Source organism: Caproiciproducens sp. (assembly GCF_053840905.1).
This window is the reverse complement of sequence record NZ_JBNLXQ010000023.1, coordinates 1-20582: the sequence shown is the minus strand read 5'-3', so window position 1 is coordinate 20582 and position 20582 is coordinate 1. Positions and strand designations below refer to the sequence as shown.

Genomic DNA, 20582 nt, shown 5'->3' with positions numbered 1-20582 from the left:
TTTGCTTTCGCGCTTTGCGTCTTTCGTAAGGCGCTTGACTATAATACCAAATACCTCCCCGTAAGTCAACCCTTTTTCTGAAGTTTTTTTAACTTTTTTTAAAAAGGCTTGTCCCCAGCCCATTTTGCCTTATAATCCGACGCCTTTCAGCCGCGGGCCCGCCGAATCGCAAACGCGATTTTCGCGGCCTGCACCGCCTGCGCGACATCGTGGGCGCGAACCATATCCGCGCCGTCCGCCACGGCGATGCTGTGGGCGGCCAGCGTCCCGGCAAGGCGCTGCTCGTAGGGCGGGCTGCCGCACTCGGCGCCGATCACCCGCTTGCGCGAAGCCGCGATCAGCAGGGCGCAGCCGTCCACATGGAGCCGGCCCGCGTTTCCCAGCAGCCGCAGATCCTGCTCCTGGGTTTTTCCAAAGCCGATACCGGGATCAAAACAGACGCGCTCTTTGCAAATACCCGCATTCGTTAGGATATCCAATTTCTCCATAAAATATTGATTGACATCCTGAATAATCTCTTCTTTTGTTTCGCGGTGATGCATGACAATACAGCCGCAGTCGGAGCGCGCCGCCGCCGCGACCATTTCCGCGTTATCGAAGCCGTTCAGATCCCTGAGAACGGACACCCCGTATTTCAGCACCTCCGCCGCCACCTGCGGATAGAACGTATCCACGGAAAGGGGTACGGCAAGACGGCCGTTCAGCTGCATCAGCACCGGCAGAAGCCTTTCCAGCTCTTCCTCCGGAGAAAGCACCGTACTGCCCGCACGCGCGGACTGCGCCCCGATATCAATGATATCCGCGCCCTGCTCCTGCATTTCCAGCGCCCGGCCCGCCGCTTTTTCGGGTGTGAGGAAGCGGCTCCGGTCGGACAGGGAATCCGGCGTAACATTCAATATTCCGATTACATAAGCTTTTTCGCCCAGAGAAAAACGATATTTTCCCGCACAAAACAGATCCATCCGCATATTCCTCCTTTTCCCGCATACCGTAATTCATGGCTCCATTGTTCCTACGTTTTTCTTTTCCTTATTAATGATATTCCAGAATGACCGTCAGCCCACGGCAATTGTCCGCCTGGACATACTGGATTTTATCTTCGCTGATCCGGCTCCCCGCTTTCAGGGAACGGTTTGCCGTTTGAATATAATGAAAAAGCTGATACTTCGGTGCGCCGATCATCTGCGCCACCGTATTCTCATAATTTAATCTCTCATCAATATAAAATTCGACCGTACTGCTTTTGGATTTTGCCGCTGCGGCGACCGCAGCCGCGGCCTTTTTGTTGTTTTCGGAAGTAAACCCGCTGACAGGGATTCCCCTGGCCCGGAAATAGTTCGCCTTCATGGAGGTGCAGGCGGGCAGGGACAGGTTGTAATCGGCGGAAGAGCCGTCCTCGTTTTTTACTTTTTCCCCTTTTAACAGAAGAATATTCTCGCTGATGCTGTGGTCCGCACGGATGATACTGTCCGATACATTAAAGTAATGATAATTCAGAAGGTCGCTGTCGCCCCAGGTGGGATCGAGATGATACCAGTCGCCGTCAATGCTGATGACGTTCCACATGTGCGGCTCGCCGTTCCCCTCTCCGCTGACCGTACGGCAGTCAATCCCGCAGTAAGAGGCCAGCAGCTGCATGGCCCGTGCATAACCCTCGCAGACCGCCGTGCCGTCGACCAGCGCGCCGGTCACCTCGTGGGCGGCAAGGCGGGTCTGATCGGTCACCGCGGCGTTGTCGTAAGTACACCTTTTTGCGATCGCCCGAAAAAGACAGAGCTCCCGGTCCAGCTCGCTCAGCCCCTTTGGTATCCCGGCGATGACCGAAGCAACCTCCGCGTTCAGCTTTTTGACCAGCTCGCTGCACTTTGCGGGAGGCAGATACCCGTACAGCTGCACCGAGGTGTTCCCCGCCTGACAGGTATAGGAATACTGGTTGGAAAGCCAGAAGATCTGCGGATTGTCGCATTGCAGGGCAAGCACCGCCGCGCGGATCTGCTTTTCGGAAAGCTCCTCATGTTTCACCGTCGCCTCGTCGGCGGGATAATATCCGTCCTTGTTTGCCTTCTGCGCGATGGCATACGCCGATTTCAGAAGTCCCTGATAAAGCGCGCGGCTGCCGCTGTCCGTCAGGCTGTCCAGCCCCGCCGTCTGGTGAAAGACCGGATAATTCGCGGACGCGGGCGCAGCGTCCTGTAAAACGAAAACGGAAGAAGCGTTTTTATCCGGATTTTCCGTATCCGGGGTGCCCCCGGCGCTCCCGTCCGGCTCTCTGGAAACGGAAGCCTCCAGCGCGTTCTGTAAAAAGCCCGTAAACGGATCGTCCCATGCAAGCCCCAGCCTGTCGTGATACAGGATCAAAAATCCGAACATCCCGATCAAGCCGGTCAAAAGCAGCGTCATGACTGCGGTCAGAAATTTTTTCATGGGCTCCTCCGGACGTTGGTAGAATTAGTATGATTATTATAGCACGCCCAAAAATAAAATCAATTGATAAATAGAGGGCCCGCAAGACAACCTTGCGGACCCTTTGCCCTTTGTGCTTTCTTATTTATATTTCAGGAAAAGGGTGATGCCCCGGTTCACCTTATCGCCGAGATACTGCAAATCATCCGTATCGATCCGGCTTCCGGCCGCCTGCCTGCCGTTCACCGCATTGACGCACTTCAGAAGCTGGTACGGCGGACTCGTCGTCATCCCGGCCATTATGGTTTCAAAGTCCACGCCTTCATCGATATAAAAGGAAACGGACGGGCTCTTTGACTGTACGGCAGTGGTCAGCGCAGCTGTTACGGTGCTGTCCTCCAAACTGCTGCTCACCTTCGCGGCCTTCGCCCTGAAATAGTTGGCGGCGGTGGCGGTACAGACCGGAACCGCCAGGTTGCATTTTGCGGCTTCACCGCCCGCCGTACCGTCGATCTGGTCGTCCGTCAGGGTGGAAGCGCTTGGGAAAATGGTACGGCTCTGGGCGATCGCCGCATCGTTCAGATTGAAATAGTTATATACCTCCGTATCGCCGTCGCCCCACGTCGTATCCAGATGATACCAGCTGCCGTCTATTTTGATGACGTTCCACATATGGTTGACCCCGCTGCTCTGTCCGCTCAGCAGCATGCACTGCAGTCCGGCATAGCTGGAGAGGAGCTGCATGGCTCTGGAGTACCCTTCGCAGACCGCAGTGCCGTCGATCAGCACGCCGTAGGAGGAAAACGCCTGCCAGATGCCGGTGTCGGAGACGGCGGCATTATTATAGGTACAGTTCTGCGCTATATAATGAAAAAGGTACAATTCACGGTCAAGCTCGCTTAACCCCGCCGGCATCGCGCTGATGACCGAGCTCACCTTCTGGTTCATCTTCTGGATCATCGCGGTGCAGTTGGGCTGTGACACCACGGAATAAAGCTGGATATAGGTGCTGTCATTGGAGTACGCGTAGGAATACGCGTTTGCAAGCCAAAAGACCTGGGGATTGTCGTTGAGGAACGCAAGCAGGATCACGCGGAGCTGCGCCTCGGAAAGGCGGCTGCCGGATACGACGATCTTCTGGGTAGGATAGTAGCCCTCGGAAGTGGTCGCGGCCGATATCTTGTAGGCGCTTTCAAAAATCTGTTTATACACGGCGCGGCTGGCGAGGTCGGGCAGGAAATTGTAGCCCTCCCGCTGATCCACGTAGGCATAGCCCGATTGGGCTGCAAAGCTTTTGGGTACGCTGAACTGTACGCCGTTGTCCGCCAGCGCGTCGCCGGAAGTCTTTTTAAGCGTCTGGCCGTCCGCCGCCGCCTGCGTTTTCGGCGTTGTTGTTTTTTGACTCTGCTTTGTTTCAGAAGAAGTCTTCGCGCCGGCGGCGGAATCCGTTTTTTCCGCGCTCTGCCCGGAAGCCTCCACTGAACCCGACGGATCGATCTTTGGAGCGGGATCGTTATTTACCGCGGAAGATTCCGTCCGTAAGGACGAACCGGGAACGGCGGCTGTTTGCGCGCACCCGGCGAGGGGCAGCGCCAAAATGACCACGGCCAGAAATCCTGCGAGGACGGTATGTAAGCGGCTGTGTTTGATAAAATTCATATTTCCAATCCCTTCCAAATAAATCTCTGTACTGATTCTTTGTGCTTATTATAGCATGCCTTTGTGATATTTTTGTGAAAATATTTAGAAAAAACTGGAAGGATTTTTTATTTATGAAAATATGGAGGCGATCGCCGACCAAAGTTTTGTAAATACGCTGCGGATTCTGTCAAGAACACTCGAACCGTTTTCCTGCCGCTCCAGGTCCCTTTCCCCCTGATTGCCCTCATCCTTGCTGATTTCCTGTGTCCGCAGGACGATCTGGATGCTGGACGGGGACGCGTTTTTCAAAGACGTGAACGAAATCGGCTTTGCCTTCGCGTCAAGATTCAGAAAATTATTTTGATTCTCAAACTTGTCGAGCTCCTTATCGACGGCGCTCTGAATCGTATGATTCGCGTTTTTGACGGCCGAAGTCCCGTCGATCTGGCTCAGAGCCTTCTGCAATACCGAAATCAGCCCGTTCAGGGTCTGACGGGTACCGTCGTCCAGCTTGCTCCCGCTGGTTTTCGCGGCGGTTTCGAGAGAGGTCAGGAAGGCCTGGGCGCTGGCGAGCGAGCGGGCCAGGCTGCCGACCAGATTTTCCGTGTCCTTCAGCGCGCCGACCGTGTCGTCGTGATACTGGTTGACGGTTCCGTTCAGCGCCGTGAGATTGTCGATGACGCTCTGTGAAATATTGAGGAGGTCCTTCAGACTGCCGCCGAGCTGATTCGTGTGGCGCAGCAGGTCGTCCGCCGAGTCCGTCCCGTCGTCCAGCGCGTCCAGATAGGCGTCCAGCACGCCGACGGTCTCCGCCCCGGTATCAACCAGGGAATCCGACTGCCCGAGCACCGCTTTCAGCGCCGTTTCCAGCGTGGAGGAGGATTTCTGAACGGTCTGCAGGCTGGCTCCCACGGCCTGCAGGCTTTTGATTAAGTCCTGAGTGGAAAAATCCGTCGGATGGGCGTCCGCCACTTTCCCCGCGGCGGTTTGAAGCTTAGTCATATCCGCGCCTAACTGTGCGGAACCGTCGTCCATCTGGGAAAGCAGCGCGCCAAGCTGCTTCGCAGTCGTCTTGGCTGTGCCGAGCTGCGTATTCAGGTCCTTGGCCAGTGCGGCGCGCTTTCCGGACGCGCCGTCCGCGCCGTCGAGGACGTCCCGCAGGTCGTTCACGTCGCCGCGCACCCTGCTGATGGCAGCGGACAGCGAAGCCAGACAGGAACCAGTGACGGATACGTTCTGCACCATGGTGTTCACGGTGGTGCTGACGTCGTCCGCCAGCTGCTGGCTTTTCTGCAGATGGGGAACCAGCGCCGAGGTCTGCACCGTCATGGCGGACAGATCCGCAAGCGCTTTGTCCGCGCTGCTATACACGCCGCCCTTGGAGGAGCTGATGCTCCGGCGGGCGCCGTCCAGCGCGGAAAGGCCGGACTGGGTCTGCCTGAGCCCGCCGGACATATTTTCCAGCGTGCCCAGAATTTCATTGACACTGTCATTGACGGCGTCAAGAGAGCCCTTGATGGTATCCTTATCCTCTTTCAGGTCCTTGATCGCCTGCATCTGCTCCAGCGTGCCGGGCGCCATCATCATGACAACCCCGACCGATTCAAAGCTGTTGGTACCGATGCGGATGACGTCCGTCGTCTCTTCCCCCGGCAGCCCGGCAAACAGGACCGCCTTATAGTCGCCCAGGGACTGGACCTGCGCCCCGGGGGCCTCCACGCTCAGCGTGTCCTTCATCTTTACGGCCGTCCCGACCAGCAGCAGAAGATTGTCGCGGTAATACTCCGGGGCGCTTTTGTCGGGCGTCGTTTTGATATCGATCTCCACCAGCCCCGAAGCGCCGGCCAGTTTGTCCGCCGCTGTGGGAACGCCGTTCAGCTTGTAGGAAACGTCGAAGCTCCACGGAAGCGCGACCGTCCCGTTCTTCGGCGTACATTCATAATAAAAACGGCCCGTGCCCTGCGGAAGCTTCCAGCTGACCGAATCCCCGGAGACGGCGGGCTGTGCCTCATTGGTCATATTGGTGACCTTTTCGTAAGAACCGTAGTCCGTAAACCGGTCGGCGCCGTTCAGGTCGCAGCCCTTGACAATGTTGACCTTTTGCGGCTTGCCGTAATAATCCAGATTGACGTAGACCGCCTCGTCCGTAGAAACGGACGGCGCGGCGGCCCGCGCGGTAGCGGACAGCGACGGGACCAGCACCGCCGCCGCGAGGATCCCGGCCAAAGCCCTCTGTATTTTTCTCATGGAAAGATTCCTCCTTACTTGTTTTGTCCGTCAGGCGGCGGGGTGCGCGCGGCCCCTGCGGAGCGCGGGCATCCTTTCCCGCGCCTTTTCGCGCAGGTCCCGCATCCGTTGGGCGTGGCGTGCAATGGGTTTGTCAAAGAAGTACAGCAGCGCCGGCAGCGCGAAAATCACCATTGAAAGGCTGAGCAGAGCGCCCCTGCCGATCAGATGCCCCATATCCGCTATGGCGCTGATGGAAGAAGTGAAGTACAGGATATAACCGACGCCCGCCAGAATGGTGGCGGAGGTGAGGAGCGGCGGGGTCGTCACGGCGACCGCCTCGACCGCCGCGCCCCTGCTGTCCAGACGCTCCCGGCTTTCCAGATAGTTGTTCGTCATCAGGATGGCGTAATCCACCGTAGCGCCCAGCTGGATACAGCTTACAATAATATAGCCCATGAAAATCAGCTGGTCGCCCGCCAGATACGGGAAAAGCATATTGATAAAAATGGCGACTTCAATCGGGATCAGGATCAGGACCGGAATCAGCAGAGACCGGAAGGTGATCATGACTACCAGAGCCACGCTGAGCAGCGACAGCATATCGACAAAATCGTAATCGCTGGTGATCGTCGTCTTGATATCCTGCGTGAACGGGGTAGTCCCGACCACATAGGAGCTCTGCGGATAGTATTTTTTCACAATGGACTGAATTTCGTCCGAGCACTGGAAGGCGAGCTTGCTTTCATCCTTCGTTTTTATGTAGATCAGAATGCGCGAATAGTTGTCCGTGTGAAGCTTTCCCGTCACGCTCTCGGGAAGGATGCTTTCCGGGACGCCCTCGGGCAGGGTGTTCGCAAGAGAAGTCACGCTCTTGGTGCAGCTGAGGTCCTCCAGCTCCTGCGAAAGCTCCCGTTCCTTTGCCACGCTGGTGTTCGGAACAATCGCGAGCAGCATATTGCTGCGGCCGAACTTCGCGTCGATCGCCTGTTCATCCTCGTACACCTTCGTCCCCTCACCGGCGCCGACGGCCTGACTGCCGTACACAAAATCCGTCATTCCTTTTCCTATATAAGCGGGGGCGGCGACAATCAGCACCGCGGCCAGCACCGCGTACCGGCTTTTAAACACGCCGCGGGCGAACTTTTCAAAGGAGGGCAAAAACGGCCGGTGGGCGGTTTTTTCGATCAGGCCGGCCCAGCGGATAATCAGGGACGGCATCAGAAACAACACGGTCAGCACGCTGATGAGAATTCCCTTTGCCAGAACGATCCCCATGTCGAATCCGATGGAAAACTTCATTAAAGCCAGCGCGATAAAGCCGAAGAAGGTCGCGACGCCGCAGGCCAGAATGGATTTGGCGGAGTGCCGGATCGCGTTGGCGATCGCGGTCGTCAAATCCAGCCCCTTTTCCCGTTCCGCCGTAAACGAATGGATGAGGAAAATGGAATAGTCCATGGCCACCGCCAGCTGCAGGACGGAGGAAACGCTGGAGGTCAGGAACGAGACCTCGCCTAAGAAGATATTCGTCCCCTGATTGATGATGATCGCGATTCCCATAATCAGAAGGAACAGCACGGGCTCAAACCACGACGTGGTGGTCAGGCAGAGAAACAGGATGATCATAGCGACGCAGATGACCGTCGCCCTCGCCATTTCCTTTTTCAGGTTCTCGCTCAAAGATTTGTTCTGAACGGCCGCCCCGACAAAATGTCCCTTGCCGCCCGTGATTTCCTGAATGCGGTCGATGGCCTGCGAGGTGCGCGCGCTGGTATCGCTTTCGTCAAAGGTAATGTCCATCACGGAATAGCCGTCTTTATAATAGTCCTCAATATCTTTGTATCTGATAAACTGGCCGGCCTGATAAACGTCGGTCGCCGTGTCCGTCCACATCACCATGTCGACGCCGTCCACGGCTTCGATTTTATCCTTGTACGCCTTGGCCTGGTACAGCGAGACATCGTCGATCATCACCCGCGCCGTGCCGGGGTAGCCGAATTCCTTTTTCATGACGCTGATTCCCTGCTTGGCGGGAGTGGTCTCCGGCAAATATTTCGTCAGGTCGTAATTGATGCCGACAAACGAGTTGAAGAAAACGCTGGCCGCAACCAGGACGATAAAGACGATTTCGATTTGTTTTCTGCGGTTGATAATCAGGTCTGTTACAGAGTGTGAGCCCTCCCGGGTTCCTGGCAATTTCATTCCCGATGCTCCCTTATTTGTTGTATTTTTTGTAAAAAGCGCTTTCAACGGGTTTCCGTCCGCGGGCGGTCAGGCCAGTATTTCCCGGATCGACCGGTACAGCTCGCCTTTCACGCTGTCGATCGGATAGGGCATTTCCAGAACGATGGAGTTGTAGCAGACGGCCCCGACCATGGAAACAACGATGTACAGGCGCTGTCTGGCGGTCTCGCTGTCGCCCCCTGCGGTGATAAAGTGCCGGATAAAGATTTGCTTCGCCCCTTCCATTTCATCATAGGTCAAAGCTTTTTCATACAAATCCCAGGACAGATTTTTATAGATCAGGGACAGCAGCTTTTTGTCCTGCTTGAAAAACTCAATTAAATAATCTGCGAAAAAGATCACGCTCTGAAGAAAATCCATTTCCTTGAGCTTCTGACGCTCCGCAACCGCTTTCATCGCCCCGTCAAACACGGCCGCGCTTTTCTTTAAAATGATTTTATCGACCAGATCATATTTATCCTTGCAGTACAGATAGAACGTTCCTTTCGCAACACCCGCTTTTTTCACAATATCGTCGATAATCGTGTTGTGTACGCCGTTTGAAGTAAACAGCTCGTAAGCGGCGTCATAGAGCTTTGTCATTTTCAGCTTTTTATTTTCCAGAATCTTGGTCGGCTTCAAGTTTCGTCATCCCCTCGCCCTTTTTTCGCTAAATTATGGAAAATGACTATTAGTCAATCCGTATTATAATCTCGCCCCTTTCGTCTGTCAAGAAAGGAAGTAACCAAAGACCGTATCCATTCCCGCGCCGAAATTGTGTAAATTGAGGCAAAAAAATACCCAGGCGAACCGCCCGGGTATTTTAACCGCAGAAATATTTATAAGACTGTAAACCCGAACTGTTCGCTGAAAACCTTTTTCAGCTGCCGGGCGAAGTCCCCTTTACCCATCACGCCGACCGCCTGATAGCCCTGATCCCGGAATTTCCGCGTCAGCTGCTCCGGGTGCTCCGTATACAGGGGCCGGTTCAGCGTCCGCTTTGACGCCGCGCAATCGCCGCCGCTGCAGAAAAGCCGTTCCACACTGCAGAAAACCCGTCCTTCCCGCATTTTACAGGCGATCAGCGTTACCGGGAACAGATCGCCGCTTTCCGGACCGCCGCATTCCCGCAGCCGTTCAAAAATCAAATCGACCGGTACGCTGTAGGAAGAGCTTCCGTTGGCGGCGGACAAAAAATTCTTCATCATGCCGTTCAAGTGCCGCGCGTCACACGGGAAATTCCCCCGCATGCGCTCCCTGGCCTTGAGGATCCGGTACTCCGGATTGAAAACGCGCAGTGCCGCAAGCTCCGGAACAAGATCGGCGGAAGCACTCCCGTCGTAGGTGCAGTCCGTAAACAGCCCGCACAGCGAACGCCCCCTCGCCGCGCGTCTGCTGTAGTCCCCGCAGCAGGAATCACAGGCAAATTCCGTCGTGCTCATCGTTTCCTCCCCTTTCCTTCCACAATTGTCAGAAAATTCTTGACCTTCTCCTGATAACCAGTATAATGATAGTATCATCGATTATCTATCGGAATTTTGCCTATTTTTATAACAATATTACAATCATGGAGGACAGCGCCATGAAAAAATTAATCCTTCGGAAAAACCTTTCCGAGGAGTCGCCGCACGGGGATTACGGGTTCCCGTTTTTCCTCAGCCACGAGATTCTCTCCGAATACGAGCACGCGAGCTTTGAGGTCCACTGGCACCCCGATCTGGAATTTACCGTTGTTCTGGAGGGGGCGATGGAATATCAGGCAAACGATACCGTTTACATCCTTACGGAGGGCCGCGGGATGTTTGTCAACGCGAACGTCCTGCACACCGCAAAATCGTACGAAGGGCAGGATTGCTCGTATCTGGTCATTACATTTAACCCCGTGCTGGTCTTCGGGCATGAAAACAGCACGATTGAAAACGCCTATGTGCTGCCGGTCATCCAGTCGCGGAACTGCCCCTCCCTTTGCCTGGACCCGGAAAGCCCCCCGCAGAGGCGGATGATGCAGCTCATCAGGGAAATCAACCGAGCGTACATGGAAAACGGCCTCTGCAGGGAGCTGCAGATCAAGGGCAGGCTGTGCGAGCTGTGGACCCTGCTTTTCCAGGAGCTGCAGGGCGTGCTTGCCGAAAAAGACAGCGCGGGCTCCAAGGATATCCTTTATTTAAAGCAGGCGTTAAACTATATTCACGGCCATTACTCCGAAAGGCTTACGCTGGAAGGGCTGGCCGCCTCCTGCAATATCAGCAAGAGCGGATACTGCCGCTTTTTCAAAAAGACCATGCGCCAGACCCCTTTTGAATACCTGTTGAAATACCGGATTGAAAAAAGCATCCCGCTCCTTTTGAGCGGGGAGTACAATGTCACCGAAATCTCCGAAAAGGTCGGCTTCTCCGGCGCAAGCTACTATTCGGAAAATTTCAGGAAATACATGAACTATTCCCCGACGGAATACCGGAAAATGCACGCATCTCCATAAAAGCCACGCATTGGCAGCCCATTCACAGCTTACTGTCAGCGGACGCGAATATCCAAAATGAGAAGGAAGGAAAATACAATTATGGGCATGGTTAAAAAGCTTCAGGGCCTCAGCGGCCTCATCACGGTGTTTATCGTCATCGGCATCGCGGGGGTATTTCTCACCTACAGGGCGGGAGGCCAAAACACGCAGCAGACAATTGACAACATCGCCCTTTTGCAGGCGAACGGCTCCTATACGCTGAAAGACGGAAAATTCGTCATCAGGGACGGTAAGGGGGCGACCTGCACCGTACCGCTTGAAGCCGGCACGGGCGATCCGGCTTCCTATTTCAGCGATAAGGCGGTCTACCTGTCCGACGAAGTGACCGCCGTTGCGTATGGCGGAACCGAAGCGGACAGCGGCATAACGGTCCTCGTCAGCGGCGACAGGGGGAAAACCTGGAGCAGCACCCGGGTGGCGGAAGCCGGGGCGGATCACGCCGAAACCAAATTTCTCGGGTTTCTTTCGAAAAAAGACGGCTGGCTGGTCACCGCGGGCGATGTCGCGTCGGGGTCCCAGAAAAACCGCGTTTTTCTGACGGCGGACGGCGGAAAGAGCTGGTCTGAAATCGGCAATACAAGCGAAGCTTACCCTCATGTTGTGACCGGAGCGGGCTTCGCGAGTCCGACGACGGGCTTCCTGTCCTTCCGCTATGATATTGACCGGGGTCCGGTCGTGTACCGAACGCAGGACAAGGGGAAAACCTGGGTGAAATGCGCCGTCGGGCTGCCGCCGGAGCTGAAAAACAACAATTCCTACACGGCCCTGTCCCCCGCTTTCCACGGCGCGTCCGGCGTTTTGCCCGTTGCCATGACGGACAATGATACCGGAGCGCAAACACAGATTCGTTATGTTACGGATGATTCCGGCAAAACATGGACGTTTGACAAAAAGAGTCTCCCGCAATAATATTGGGAGTCGGATTTTACCGGGCGGTGCGCGTGCGGAAATCGGCGGGAAATTCGGGAAGCTTTGAAAAACAAATGATAAAAAGGAGCTGTTTTAAGACAACAGCTCCTTTTCCGGCTCTATTCAAGCCGACTGCGTCCTCCCGCAGCACGCAGGTGAACGTACAAGGCTATTTCAGATACATCTGCATCGGGTAGGATAAATACTCCACGCCGTCCATTTTTTCAACGGTGTAATAACCGGCGGGGGCATTGATCACCTTGGGAATGCGGTTGACGATCGTCGCGCAGGTATGTTCGACCGTCGCGGGCTTTTGCACGAAGAAGGTCGTATCGGGCTCGCCCAGGATCTTCCAGTCGCACATATCGCCGTCATCCGGGCCGTACACCTTGCCGATGCACTGCGTCTCGATCACCGGCCCCTGGAAAGTCTCGGTTGTCACAACGGCGCTCATGCCGATACAGTTGCCTTTCGGAATGGTCTCCTCAAGCGTTTTGGAGAACAGGTCGCTTTCATGGAAATAGGGAACGCATTTCTGGCTCTGCGATTTGATCGTCCACCCCATCCTGGAGCAAAGCCCCTCGTTGGAGTTCCAGACATAGGAGGGTTCCAGCGTTTCCGGATGGGCAATCTGTTCCTCAAACTGCTCCGGTGTGAGTCCCACGCCGTGCGCCTTTGCAAGCGCAAGCCCGTAATCCTCCACATTGTAGCTGACGGCCCCTTCTATTTTATCGATGCGGTGGACCCCGCCGGCCACACAGCCGATCATATTGATCCAAAAAATATCCTGCATTCCGGCGCCGGCGATGGTGCAGTTGTTTTGCTTCGCAAGCTTATCCAGCCTGTTTGTAATTTCCGGCGAAGTCGTCCAAGGGTATATCGCTTCCTCGCAGGTAGTAATTACATTGATTCCGCGGCTGACAAGCTTCTCAAAGTGAGGCATGACGTCTTTCATAAAGCTGAACAGCGTGACAACGGCGATATCCGCGTCGCATCCGTCAAGCACCGCGTCGGCGTCGCTTCTGATTTTCACGCCCAGTTTCACGCCGATCCCGGCCCAGTCGCCAACATCCATCCCCACGACGGCAGGGTTGACGTCAATCGCGCCTACAATCTCCGCCCCCTTCTCATACAGGTAACGAAGCGTATATTTGGACATCTTTCCACAGCCGTACTGGACTACGCGGATCTTCTCATGAAACATAATAAATACCCCCTTCATAATGTCTGTGTCGGTTTTCGCTTCCGATTGTAATTTCATTATAAAAGTTGTATCGACTATAGAGTCAACCAAAAACATGCATAAATTTAATAAAATTTTATTGGTATTTGTAACCTTAAAAACATTCCGCGTTCTTTCCTCTCCAGAAGGGGAAATTCACTGATCACTTCACAGATATAATCCCCGACAATCCGATAGCCTTTTTCTTTTACGGCATTCAGCAGTGTTTCGATATATCCCTTTTCCTTTTCAAATTTATTGCAGTAGATGCAAAGGTAGGTATTCGCGGGAATCGTGACCGTCAGCTCCTCAGGAACAACATCCCTGTCCACCAGGACAAAAATCTCACTGGAGTAAAACCTGCGCCGCTCCAGATTCTGCCGTCGGAGGATGGTCCCCGCGTTACAGAAATAGATTTGCGGAAGTTTGTCCGAAATCAGGCTTTCCTTCAATTTCCGGAGCATCTCCTCATAGATTTCAATGCCGTAGTCGTAAAAATTCATTCCCGCGTCTATACAGTACAGATACCGCTCCTCGATATATTCAAGGACAATGGTGCCGTCCGGCGGGGAGGCTTCGTAACGCTGATAACTTTGCAGGGTGCGCTCGATCGCCCGTTTTTGGTATTTGAGCCGACGGATTTCCTCGTCGATCTGTAAGCTTTTTTGGCGGAGGACACTTTTAACAAGCGACGGGTCGCCAAGCTCCAGGTGCTTTTTGATATCCTTTAAATCCATGCCGAGTGATTTCATATATTGAATCATGTCCAGATATGCGCTCTGTTTGATGCTGTAATACCGGTAACCGGTTTCCCGATTGATGACGTCCGGCTCCAAAAGTCTTATCTTGTCGTAAAAGCGCAAAGTTTGTTCGGAAATATGGTTCAGCTTCGCCATTTGGCCGATGGTCAGTTTTTCCATTGCCGCCGCCTCCTTTTCCCTTTCATTATAGCTTCAAAGCCTTATATTAACAATAAGGTTTTTGCACGCAAAGCACCTGTTTCGCGGCGCAAAGCCCGGGGCGCGGCACCGGCCCGATGCTGTCATAAATCGAATCGAAAGCGTCCCGCAGAGAAAAAACAAAGCATACTGGTTTCCTCTTTTCTAAGCCTGAGAAAGCCAGTGTGCTTATTATCCTCTATTGGAAATCCCGGCCTGCCGGGAATCAGCCGAATCGAATAATCATCAATGACGCGCCGGCGCCGCCGCCTAACAATGTCGCCGCACCGACTAATAACGGAGCATACATCTGTAACTGTACGGTCGCACCCGCCGTCAAACTTACTTCGATTTCATTATAGAATTGAGATAAAGCGATAGCGGGAGGAATCGTGGACTGGGGGATATTGGCTTCGTTTATTACCAGACGTGTTCCCAAAGCAACAGCGGCAGTAGTGTTAACATGGTAGGATATCCGGTATAATCCGGTCGTATTCACTGTAAATAAGGTATTGTCGCTTGTCAGAGTAATATCAGAAGACAACAGCTGCGTGCTTGGGAAGGAAAGATTTGTTCCAGCTACCAGCACCGTAATCAAACCGCCGGCAGTGTTGGCGGCAAAGCCCGCAGTAGCGGAAGGCGGCGGAGTGGGAGCCGCAGCACCGGCAGGGCCGGTTATGCCGTCGACGCCGACTGCACCAAGTGAACCGGTCGGCCCGGCATCCCCTGTAGCGCCCACCGGTCCCGGCAGTCCTGCCGGTCCAACCGGACCGGCTTCCCCAACCGGACCGGTCGGACCTGTAGGGCCGGTATCTGAACCTGTCGGACCAGTCGGACCGACAGGCCCGGTGGGCCCCATAAAGACGGGCGCCTGCAAAGCTCCGGAAAGCTTACCCGTTAATACGATCTGGTTTTCCAGCACCGTGCTGAGCATATCGCCGGCGCTGTTATTGATATCCAGCACATCCGAAATCGCAGAGCCGCCCGCCAAGCCGGGCAGCGAACCTATGGCGTATTGAATTTTTTCTCCCTCTGTGTTGATAATATGGCTGAGTGCCAGCTCTTCGGATGCAATGGAAGAGATTACCTGATTCATCGCGCTTTGTCTGCTCAGATCAGGAGTTAAGGGAAATTGAGACTGCGACATGGTATTCCCTCCTTAACTCAACCGGGTGATCATCAGGGTGGCACCCGATCCGGTAGCCAGTGTCAGGTTGATCGAAGCCCCTACGGTTTGTAGCTGTACGGTGCTTCCTGACGTCAGATCGACCATAATTTCATTGGAGTAGTTTGAAAGACTTAAAAGAGGAGTAATGGTGGAAGCCGTATTTGCTGCTCCGCCAATCATGATGCGCGTAGTCAGCAGCAATGCCACAGTGACGTTGACGGCATAAGCAATCCGGTAACGGCCTGCTATGGAAACCGTAAACGTGGTGTTGGTTCCATCCACCGTTATGCCGGTCGGCAGAATCTGACCGTTTGGCAAAGGAACCGGCGTACCGGTTAATGAGGCGGTAATTGCAGTGCCTGAGGCGTAGGCAAACGCGGAAGTTGCCGTTGTGTTGGTTCCGGTTGGCCCGACTGCGCCGACAGAGCCTGCAGCTCCGGTTGGCCCGGTGGGGCCTTCAGGGCCGGTCGGACCGGTATCACCGATAAGGCCTTGTGCCCCGGCAGGACCAAGAGGTCCCACGGGACCCGCAGGGCCGGTGGGGCCGGTTGGACCGCCAGGATCTCCCGCAGGGCCGGCAGGGCCGGTGGGGCCGGTCGCGCCGGTCATTTCTGATGCCGCTAACGCCTGCTGCATTTTGGATCTCAGAAGCAGCTGGTTATAGGATGCATTTTGTAAAAGGTTCTGGATACTCTCATTAGCGTCAAGAAGATCTTCGATGGTTGCGGTGGGACCGGTTATTCCTGACAGTGTCCCCAGTATATACTGAAGTTTTTCACCTTCGGCGTTGATAATATGGCTTAAGCCAAGCTCTTCCATCGCAACAGAAGACAATATTTGATTAACCGCGTCATCCCTTGTGATATCAGGATTACTCGGAAAAGTGGGCTGTGACAAGGATATCACCTCTCTGATAGATTGAATGGGCATATAAATGCCTGTATAGGCAATACGGGAGATCCCCTATGCCTCTTTGAACATGAGTTTGCCTTGCCGTACATGTATTCCACAGGGAACACGTACAAGGACAGACGCATAGCATGGAGAACATGAGCACGGCATCTGAACAATAATTTCTTTATATAAAACGGTCGAAGAAAGGCAACGGTTAAAGTGTATTTTCTTTATGATCGAGGCCTTGTCTCGACAGAAGACAGTCAATTCCAATTCACTGCAGGAAGAGTTCAAATCACTAATATCTATCCATAGACAAACCCTAAACGTACCTGTACGCGGCAGCTGGATATCGGTGCAGCTGCCCGATGCAAGTGCAAAATGGCCGCACGTATTGTTTTCTCTCCACTGCAATGGCTCACCAGAACAGTAGGTCCCGGATATCACGCCAAAGCTGGCAAAATCGCATGGGCGGCAATCAAATGGCGGACAAGGTGGCTTTGGAGGACAGGGTGGCTTTGGAGGATAAGGCGGTTTTGGCGGACAGGGCGGTTTTGGCGGACAGGGCGGTTTTGGAGGACAGGGCGGTTTTGGAGGAAGCGGAGGCTCCGGCGGTCTGGGCGGTTGCGGTAAATAGCTCAGAACCTTATCCATTTTGTTTTTTAATATTAATTGATTTTGCATGATCATTTCCATTAAATTGGTGACGCTTTGATTAACCGCCAGAGTATCATTTAAACTGTCCGGATAGTGTCCGCACGGAGCTTGTTTCAGAATATATTGTATTTTTTCGCCTTCCGCGTTAATGATGTGGCTGAGAGCCGCTTCTTCCAGCGCGATAGACGATAGGATCATCGTCAAAGCCTGCTCCTGTGTTAAACCAGGATCGGGCTTTGGAAATTCAGGCATAGACATAATGGGATCCCTCCACATATAGTATATTCTGTCAAGGGCCGGATGTGTGGAACCAAAATGTATTGGATATCAGTAATTTGAAGTCATACTCAAAAGTTAAGGCTCATAAGAAAACGGTATTTTCATATTGACACTTTTCGATTTGATGCATATAATAGTCATATCGAAGTTTATGGATTTGAGGTGCTGACATGGAAAACTATTCGGAATACACAAAAGTATTTAAGGCGCTGGGGGACCCTAAAAGAGCCATGATTGTAGATATGCTCTCCTGCGGGGAGCTTTGCGCCTGCATGATTTTAGAAAAATTTGAGATGTCCCAATCCACTCTGTCCCATCACATGAAGCTCCTATGCGAGTGCGGGCTTGTCAAGGGCAGAGAAGAAGGCAAATGGACGTACTACTCGTTGGATGCGGATACCATTACCCAAGCAAAGCAGTTTTTCTGCAATATTACGTCAGATAAGGAAAACTGCATCTGCAAGGAGAATATAAACTGCTGTAAAGGATGCGCTGAGAATGAGTAATTAGAGTACATAAGCAATCCATTCCTAATCAATGATTAATAACAAATCATTATATCCAAAGGAGTTGTCGGTCTTGAAAAAAATGAAAATATTTGAACCGGCTATGTGCTGTTCCACCGGCCTTTGCGGAGTAGGCGTAGATCCGGAACTTCTGCGTATTTCCACCGTGCTGAACACGCTGAAAAATCATGGGATTGCTGTCGGACGCTACAATCTGAACAGTGCGCCGATAGAGTTTGTAAACAACAAAGCGATCAATGCGTATATCAATGCCCATGGTCCAAAAGGTCTCCCGGTTATCATGGTGGAGGATAAAATTGTCATGGAAGGCAGATACCCAACCAACGAAGAATTCACGAAGCTGCTCGATCTTCCTGAAGGTCTGCTGGCAAAGCAGGGGAAACCTGTGAAGGTGAAAACCGCCCGAAAAAAATCGGGAGACTGTGGCTGTAAAGGGGGCTGCTGCTGATGGAGCTTTTTCATCCCTTGACGATTCCCCTGACGAAATACCTTTTTTTCACCGGGAAGGGCGGCGTCGGTAAAACCAGCATCGCCTGTGCCACCGCAGTATCGCTGGCAGACGATGGAAAGCGGGTACTGCTGATTAGTACCGACCCGGCCTCAAACCTGCAGGATGTATTTTCAATGGAACTGACAAACAAAGGAACGCCCATCCCCGGCGTACCGAACCTGGTTGTGGCAAACCTCGACCCCATACAGGCCGCCGCCGAGTATCGGGAAAGCGTGATCGCGCCTTATCGCGGCAAGCTGCCCGCGTCGGTGATCGCCAATATGGAAGAACAGCTTTCCGGCTCCTGTACCGTCGAAATAGCGGCGTTCAATGAATTTTCCGGATTCATTACAGACGGTAAGGCGCAGCAGGACTACGACCATATTATTTTCGACACGGCCCCCACGGGCCACACCCTGCGGATGCTCCAGCTTCCGTCCGCATGGAGCAATTTTATCAATGAAAGTACGCACGGTGCGTCCTGCCTGGGCCAGCTTTCCGGGTTGGAGAGCAGGAAAGCGGTTTACAAGCAGGCCATGGAAACGCTGGCGGACGAAAACCTCACTACGCTGATTCTCGTCACCCGTCCCGAAACTGCACCGTTCAAGGAGGCGGAACGGGCCTCCGGCGAGCTTTCCGCATTAGGAGTATATCATCAAATACTGGTTGTCAACGGAGTGCTGACGGGACACAGCGACGCTTTGTCTTCCAGACTGTATGAAAAGCAGCAGGCAGTCCTTGCCAAGATTCCGGAAGGCATACAGGCGCTCCCGGTCTATAGGGTGCCCCTGCGGGCCTATAATGTCACGGGGCTTGCCAATGTGCGCGCCTTGCTGAATACCGACCATGTGGCCGCATCCGGCGAAACGCTGAACGCCGCCCGCGTCCCCGTGCTGAACGACGTCATAGACGAACTGGCGGCAGGTGGCAAACGTGTCATTTTCACAATGGGAAAAGGGGGCGTGGGCAAAACCACCGTCGCCGCCGCGGTTGCGCTGGGCCTTGCGAAGCGCGGAAAAAAAGTCCACCTGACCACCACCGACCCCGCCGCGCATCTTAAACTTGTTCTGGACGAAACCAGCGGTGTTTCCATGAGTCATATCGACGAGGCCGAAGAATTGAAGAAGTATCAATCCGAGGTGCTTGCCAAAGCCCGCGCGTCGGGGATGAGCGACGAAGATATTGCCTATGTGGAGGAAGATTTACGTTCCCCCTGCACACAGGAAATCGCCGTGTTCCGCGCCTTCGCGGAGGTCGTGGAAAAGGCCGACGATCAGGTGGTGGTAATAGACACTGCGCCTACGGGTCACACTCTGCTTTTACTGGAATCCACACAGAGCTATCACCATGAAATCGAGAGAACCAAGGGCGAAATCCCCAAGTCGGTAAAGCGGCTGCTGCCCCGGCTGAAATCCGACGAAACCGAGGTTGTCATTGTTACCCTGCCCGAAGCGACCCCCTTTTACGAGGCGCTGCGTCTGGAGGAGGATCTGAAGCGGGCGGGGATTGCCGCCAGATGGTGGGTAGTCAATCAATGCCTTTATGGTACGGGCACCACCAGCCCCATGCTGGCGGCGAAAGCGGCGGGCGAGACGGAATGGCTCAACCGTATTGACGAACATGCGGACGGTAAATTCGCGCTGATTGCGTGGAGTTCCGAAGAAGTCAAGGACGACCGTCTGTTAATGCTGTGAAGAAGAAAAGATGGTCCGTTTTTTGGTTTCCTCAACGATTGACAAAGAGCCCTAAAGCGGGCCTTGCTGCTCCGGACAGCAAAAAACAGGCAAACCTTTAAGGCTTGCCTGTTTTTTTGGTGGGAGAGGATGGATTCGGACCATCGAAGCTATAAAGCAACAGATTTACAGTCTGCCCCCTTTGGCCACTCGGGAACTCTCCCATATTCTATTTACAAGTTTGCACTTATTGACAAGTGGAGCTGGCAGACGGACAAAACCGCCGCACTTCGCCCGCGTTTTTACGGCTTGCGCCATAGGTGCTGCGCCACATTTTGCTAAAAACCTGCCACCGGCAGCTTTTCTTAACGCAAAATGCCCTCTTAGGCTTCAAGTCCGGTTAAGACTTAAGTAAAAATTGGAGCTGGCAGACGGACTTGAACCCCCGACCTGCTGATTACAAATCAGCTGCTCTACCAACTGAGCTACGCCAGCATTTTCAGCACTCGACTAATATATCATTTTACGGTTTATTTGTCAAGCAATTCGATGAAATTTCTGTACCGAGGTTCTCTTCTTTGCCACAGGATCCCAATTAAAGCCCCCGCGGGGGGTTAATTGGTCGAGGTGACTGGACTCGGGCATTGGCACGCTGTACCCGCGTTCCGCGAGTCCCTTCAGCTTTCCGGGGCGCAGGCTGCCGCGCTTTTTCTCCCGACCTGCACCGGCTGTTTCTGCTTACCAATCGCTTTACCATAGAAAAAGGCCCGCATCTGCGGACCTTTTTCTATGGTCGAGGTGACTGGACTCG

General features: G+C 53.8%; 17 protein-coding genes and 2 tRNA genes. 6 read left to right on the top strand and 13 right to left on the bottom strand.

Going from position 1 to position 20582, the window contains the following annotated elements; translation table 11 throughout:
• Positions 1-146 precede the first annotated feature (146 nt).
• From folP to ACQGQ5_RS15350, 7 genes are all read right to left on the bottom strand, one after another.
• Positions 147-962, bottom strand: coding sequence for a dihydropteroate synthase (gene folP / locus ACQGQ5_RS15380; RefSeq protein WP_455737352.1), 816 nt, complete (start codon positions 960-962; stop codon positions 147-149).
• Positions 963-1032: 70 nt separating this feature from the next.
• The gene (locus ACQGQ5_RS15375) at positions 1033-2424 is read right to left on the bottom strand and encodes a transglutaminase domain-containing protein (protein WP_455737351.1); all 1392 of its coding nucleotides are present in this window, start codon (positions 2422-2424) and stop codon (positions 1033-1035) included.
• A 120-nt stretch (positions 2425-2544) separates the two neighbouring features.
• Entirely contained in the window at positions 2545-4062 is a 1518-nt protein-coding gene (locus ACQGQ5_RS15370) for a transglutaminase domain-containing protein (protein ID WP_455737350.1), read from the bottom strand.
• 111 nt (positions 4063-4173) lie between these two features.
• Positions 4174-6291, bottom strand: coding sequence for a hypothetical protein (locus tag ACQGQ5_RS15365; protein WP_455737349.1), 2118 nt, complete (start codon positions 6289-6291; stop codon positions 4174-4176).
• Between the two features lie 30 nt (positions 6292-6321).
• Positions 6322-8472, bottom strand: coding sequence for an efflux RND transporter permease subunit (locus ACQGQ5_RS15360; protein WP_455737348.1), 2151 nt, complete (start codon positions 8470-8472; stop codon positions 6322-6324).
• Positions 8473-8541: 69 nt separating this feature from the next.
• Positions 8542-9135 (bottom strand): TetR/AcrR family transcriptional regulator, encoded by a 594-nt coding sequence (locus ACQGQ5_RS15355; RefSeq protein ID WP_455737347.1) that lies wholly within the window; start codon positions 9133-9135, stop codon positions 8542-8544.
• Between the two features lie 197 nt (positions 9136-9332).
• Positions 9333-9935 (bottom strand): hypothetical protein, encoded by a 603-nt coding sequence (locus tag ACQGQ5_RS15350; protein WP_455737346.1) that lies wholly within the window; start codon positions 9933-9935, stop codon positions 9333-9335.
• 140 nt (positions 9936-10075) lie between these two features.
• Between ACQGQ5_RS15350 and ACQGQ5_RS15345 the strand changes: the two genes are divergently transcribed.
• Positions 10076-10972, top strand: coding sequence for an AraC family transcriptional regulator (locus tag ACQGQ5_RS15345; protein WP_455737345.1), 897 nt, complete (start codon positions 10076-10078; stop codon positions 10970-10972).
• Positions 10973-11053: 81 nt separating this feature from the next.
• The gene (locus ACQGQ5_RS15340) at positions 11054-11923 is read left to right on the top strand and encodes a WD40/YVTN/BNR-like repeat-containing protein (protein ID WP_455737344.1); all 870 of its coding nucleotides are present in this window, start codon (positions 11054-11056) and stop codon (positions 11921-11923) included.
• A gap of 169 nt (positions 11924-12092) precedes the next feature.
• Here ACQGQ5_RS15340 and ACQGQ5_RS15335 read toward each other — a convergent pair whose 3' ends face one another.
• The 4 genes from ACQGQ5_RS15335 to ACQGQ5_RS15320 all read right to left on the bottom strand — a co-directional run bounded on the left by ACQGQ5_RS15335 (position 12093) and on the right by ACQGQ5_RS15320 (position 16157).
• On the bottom strand, positions 12093-13127 hold the full coding sequence (locus ACQGQ5_RS15335; RefSeq protein WP_455737343.1) for an NAD(P)H-dependent amine dehydrogenase family protein: 1035 nt from the start codon (positions 13125-13127) through the stop codon (positions 12093-12095).
• Positions 13128-13231: 104 nt separating this feature from the next.
• Entirely contained in the window at positions 13232-14065 is an 834-nt protein-coding gene (locus ACQGQ5_RS15330; RefSeq protein ID WP_455737342.1) for a MerR family transcriptional regulator, read from the bottom strand.
• Positions 14066-14309: 244 nt separating this feature from the next.
• Positions 14310-15230 (bottom strand): BclA C-terminal domain-containing protein, encoded by a 921-nt coding sequence (locus ACQGQ5_RS15325; protein WP_455737341.1) that lies wholly within the window; start codon positions 15228-15230, stop codon positions 14310-14312.
• Positions 15231-15242: 12 nt separating this feature from the next.
• On the bottom strand, positions 15243-16157 hold the full coding sequence (locus ACQGQ5_RS15320) for a BclA C-terminal domain-containing protein (RefSeq protein WP_455737353.1): 915 nt from the start codon (positions 16155-16157) through the stop codon (positions 15243-15245).
• A gap of 470 nt (positions 16158-16627) precedes the next feature.
• On the opposite strand from ACQGQ5_RS15320, the gene ACQGQ5_RS15315 reads away from it, so the two are divergent.
• The 4 genes from ACQGQ5_RS15315 (at position 16628) to arsA (ending at position 19792) form a co-directional block, all read left to right on the top strand.
• A complete protein-coding gene (locus ACQGQ5_RS15315; protein ID WP_455737340.1) occupies positions 16628-16831 on the top strand; it encodes a hypothetical protein in 204 nt (67 codons plus the stop codon).
• A gap of 420 nt (positions 16832-17251) precedes the next feature.
• Positions 17252-17587, top strand: coding sequence for an ArsR/SmtB family transcription factor (locus ACQGQ5_RS15310; protein ID WP_455737339.1), 336 nt, complete (start codon positions 17252-17254; stop codon positions 17585-17587).
• Positions 17588-17660: 73 nt separating this feature from the next.
• Positions 17661-18056 carry an arsenite efflux transporter metallochaperone ArsD gene (gene arsD, locus ACQGQ5_RS15305; protein ID WP_455737338.1) on the top strand — a complete coding sequence of 132 codons (396 nt, stop codon included), beginning with the start codon at positions 17661-17663 and terminating at the stop codon, positions 18054-18056.
• On the top strand, positions 18056-19792 hold the full coding sequence (gene arsA, locus ACQGQ5_RS15300; RefSeq protein ID WP_455737337.1) for an arsenical pump-driving ATPase: 1737 nt from the start codon (positions 18056-18058) through the stop codon (positions 19790-19792). The genes arsD and arsA overlap by 1 nt, the downstream gene beginning before the upstream one ends.
• Before the next feature lie 117 nt (positions 19793-19909).
• Here the strand turns inward: arsA and ACQGQ5_RS15295 are convergent.
• Positions 19910-19995, bottom strand: a tRNA-Tyr gene (locus tag ACQGQ5_RS15295).
• A gap of 195 nt (positions 19996-20190) precedes the next feature.
• A tRNA-Thr gene (locus tag ACQGQ5_RS15290) sits at positions 20191-20266 on the bottom strand.
• Positions 20267-20582 lie beyond the last annotated feature (316 nt).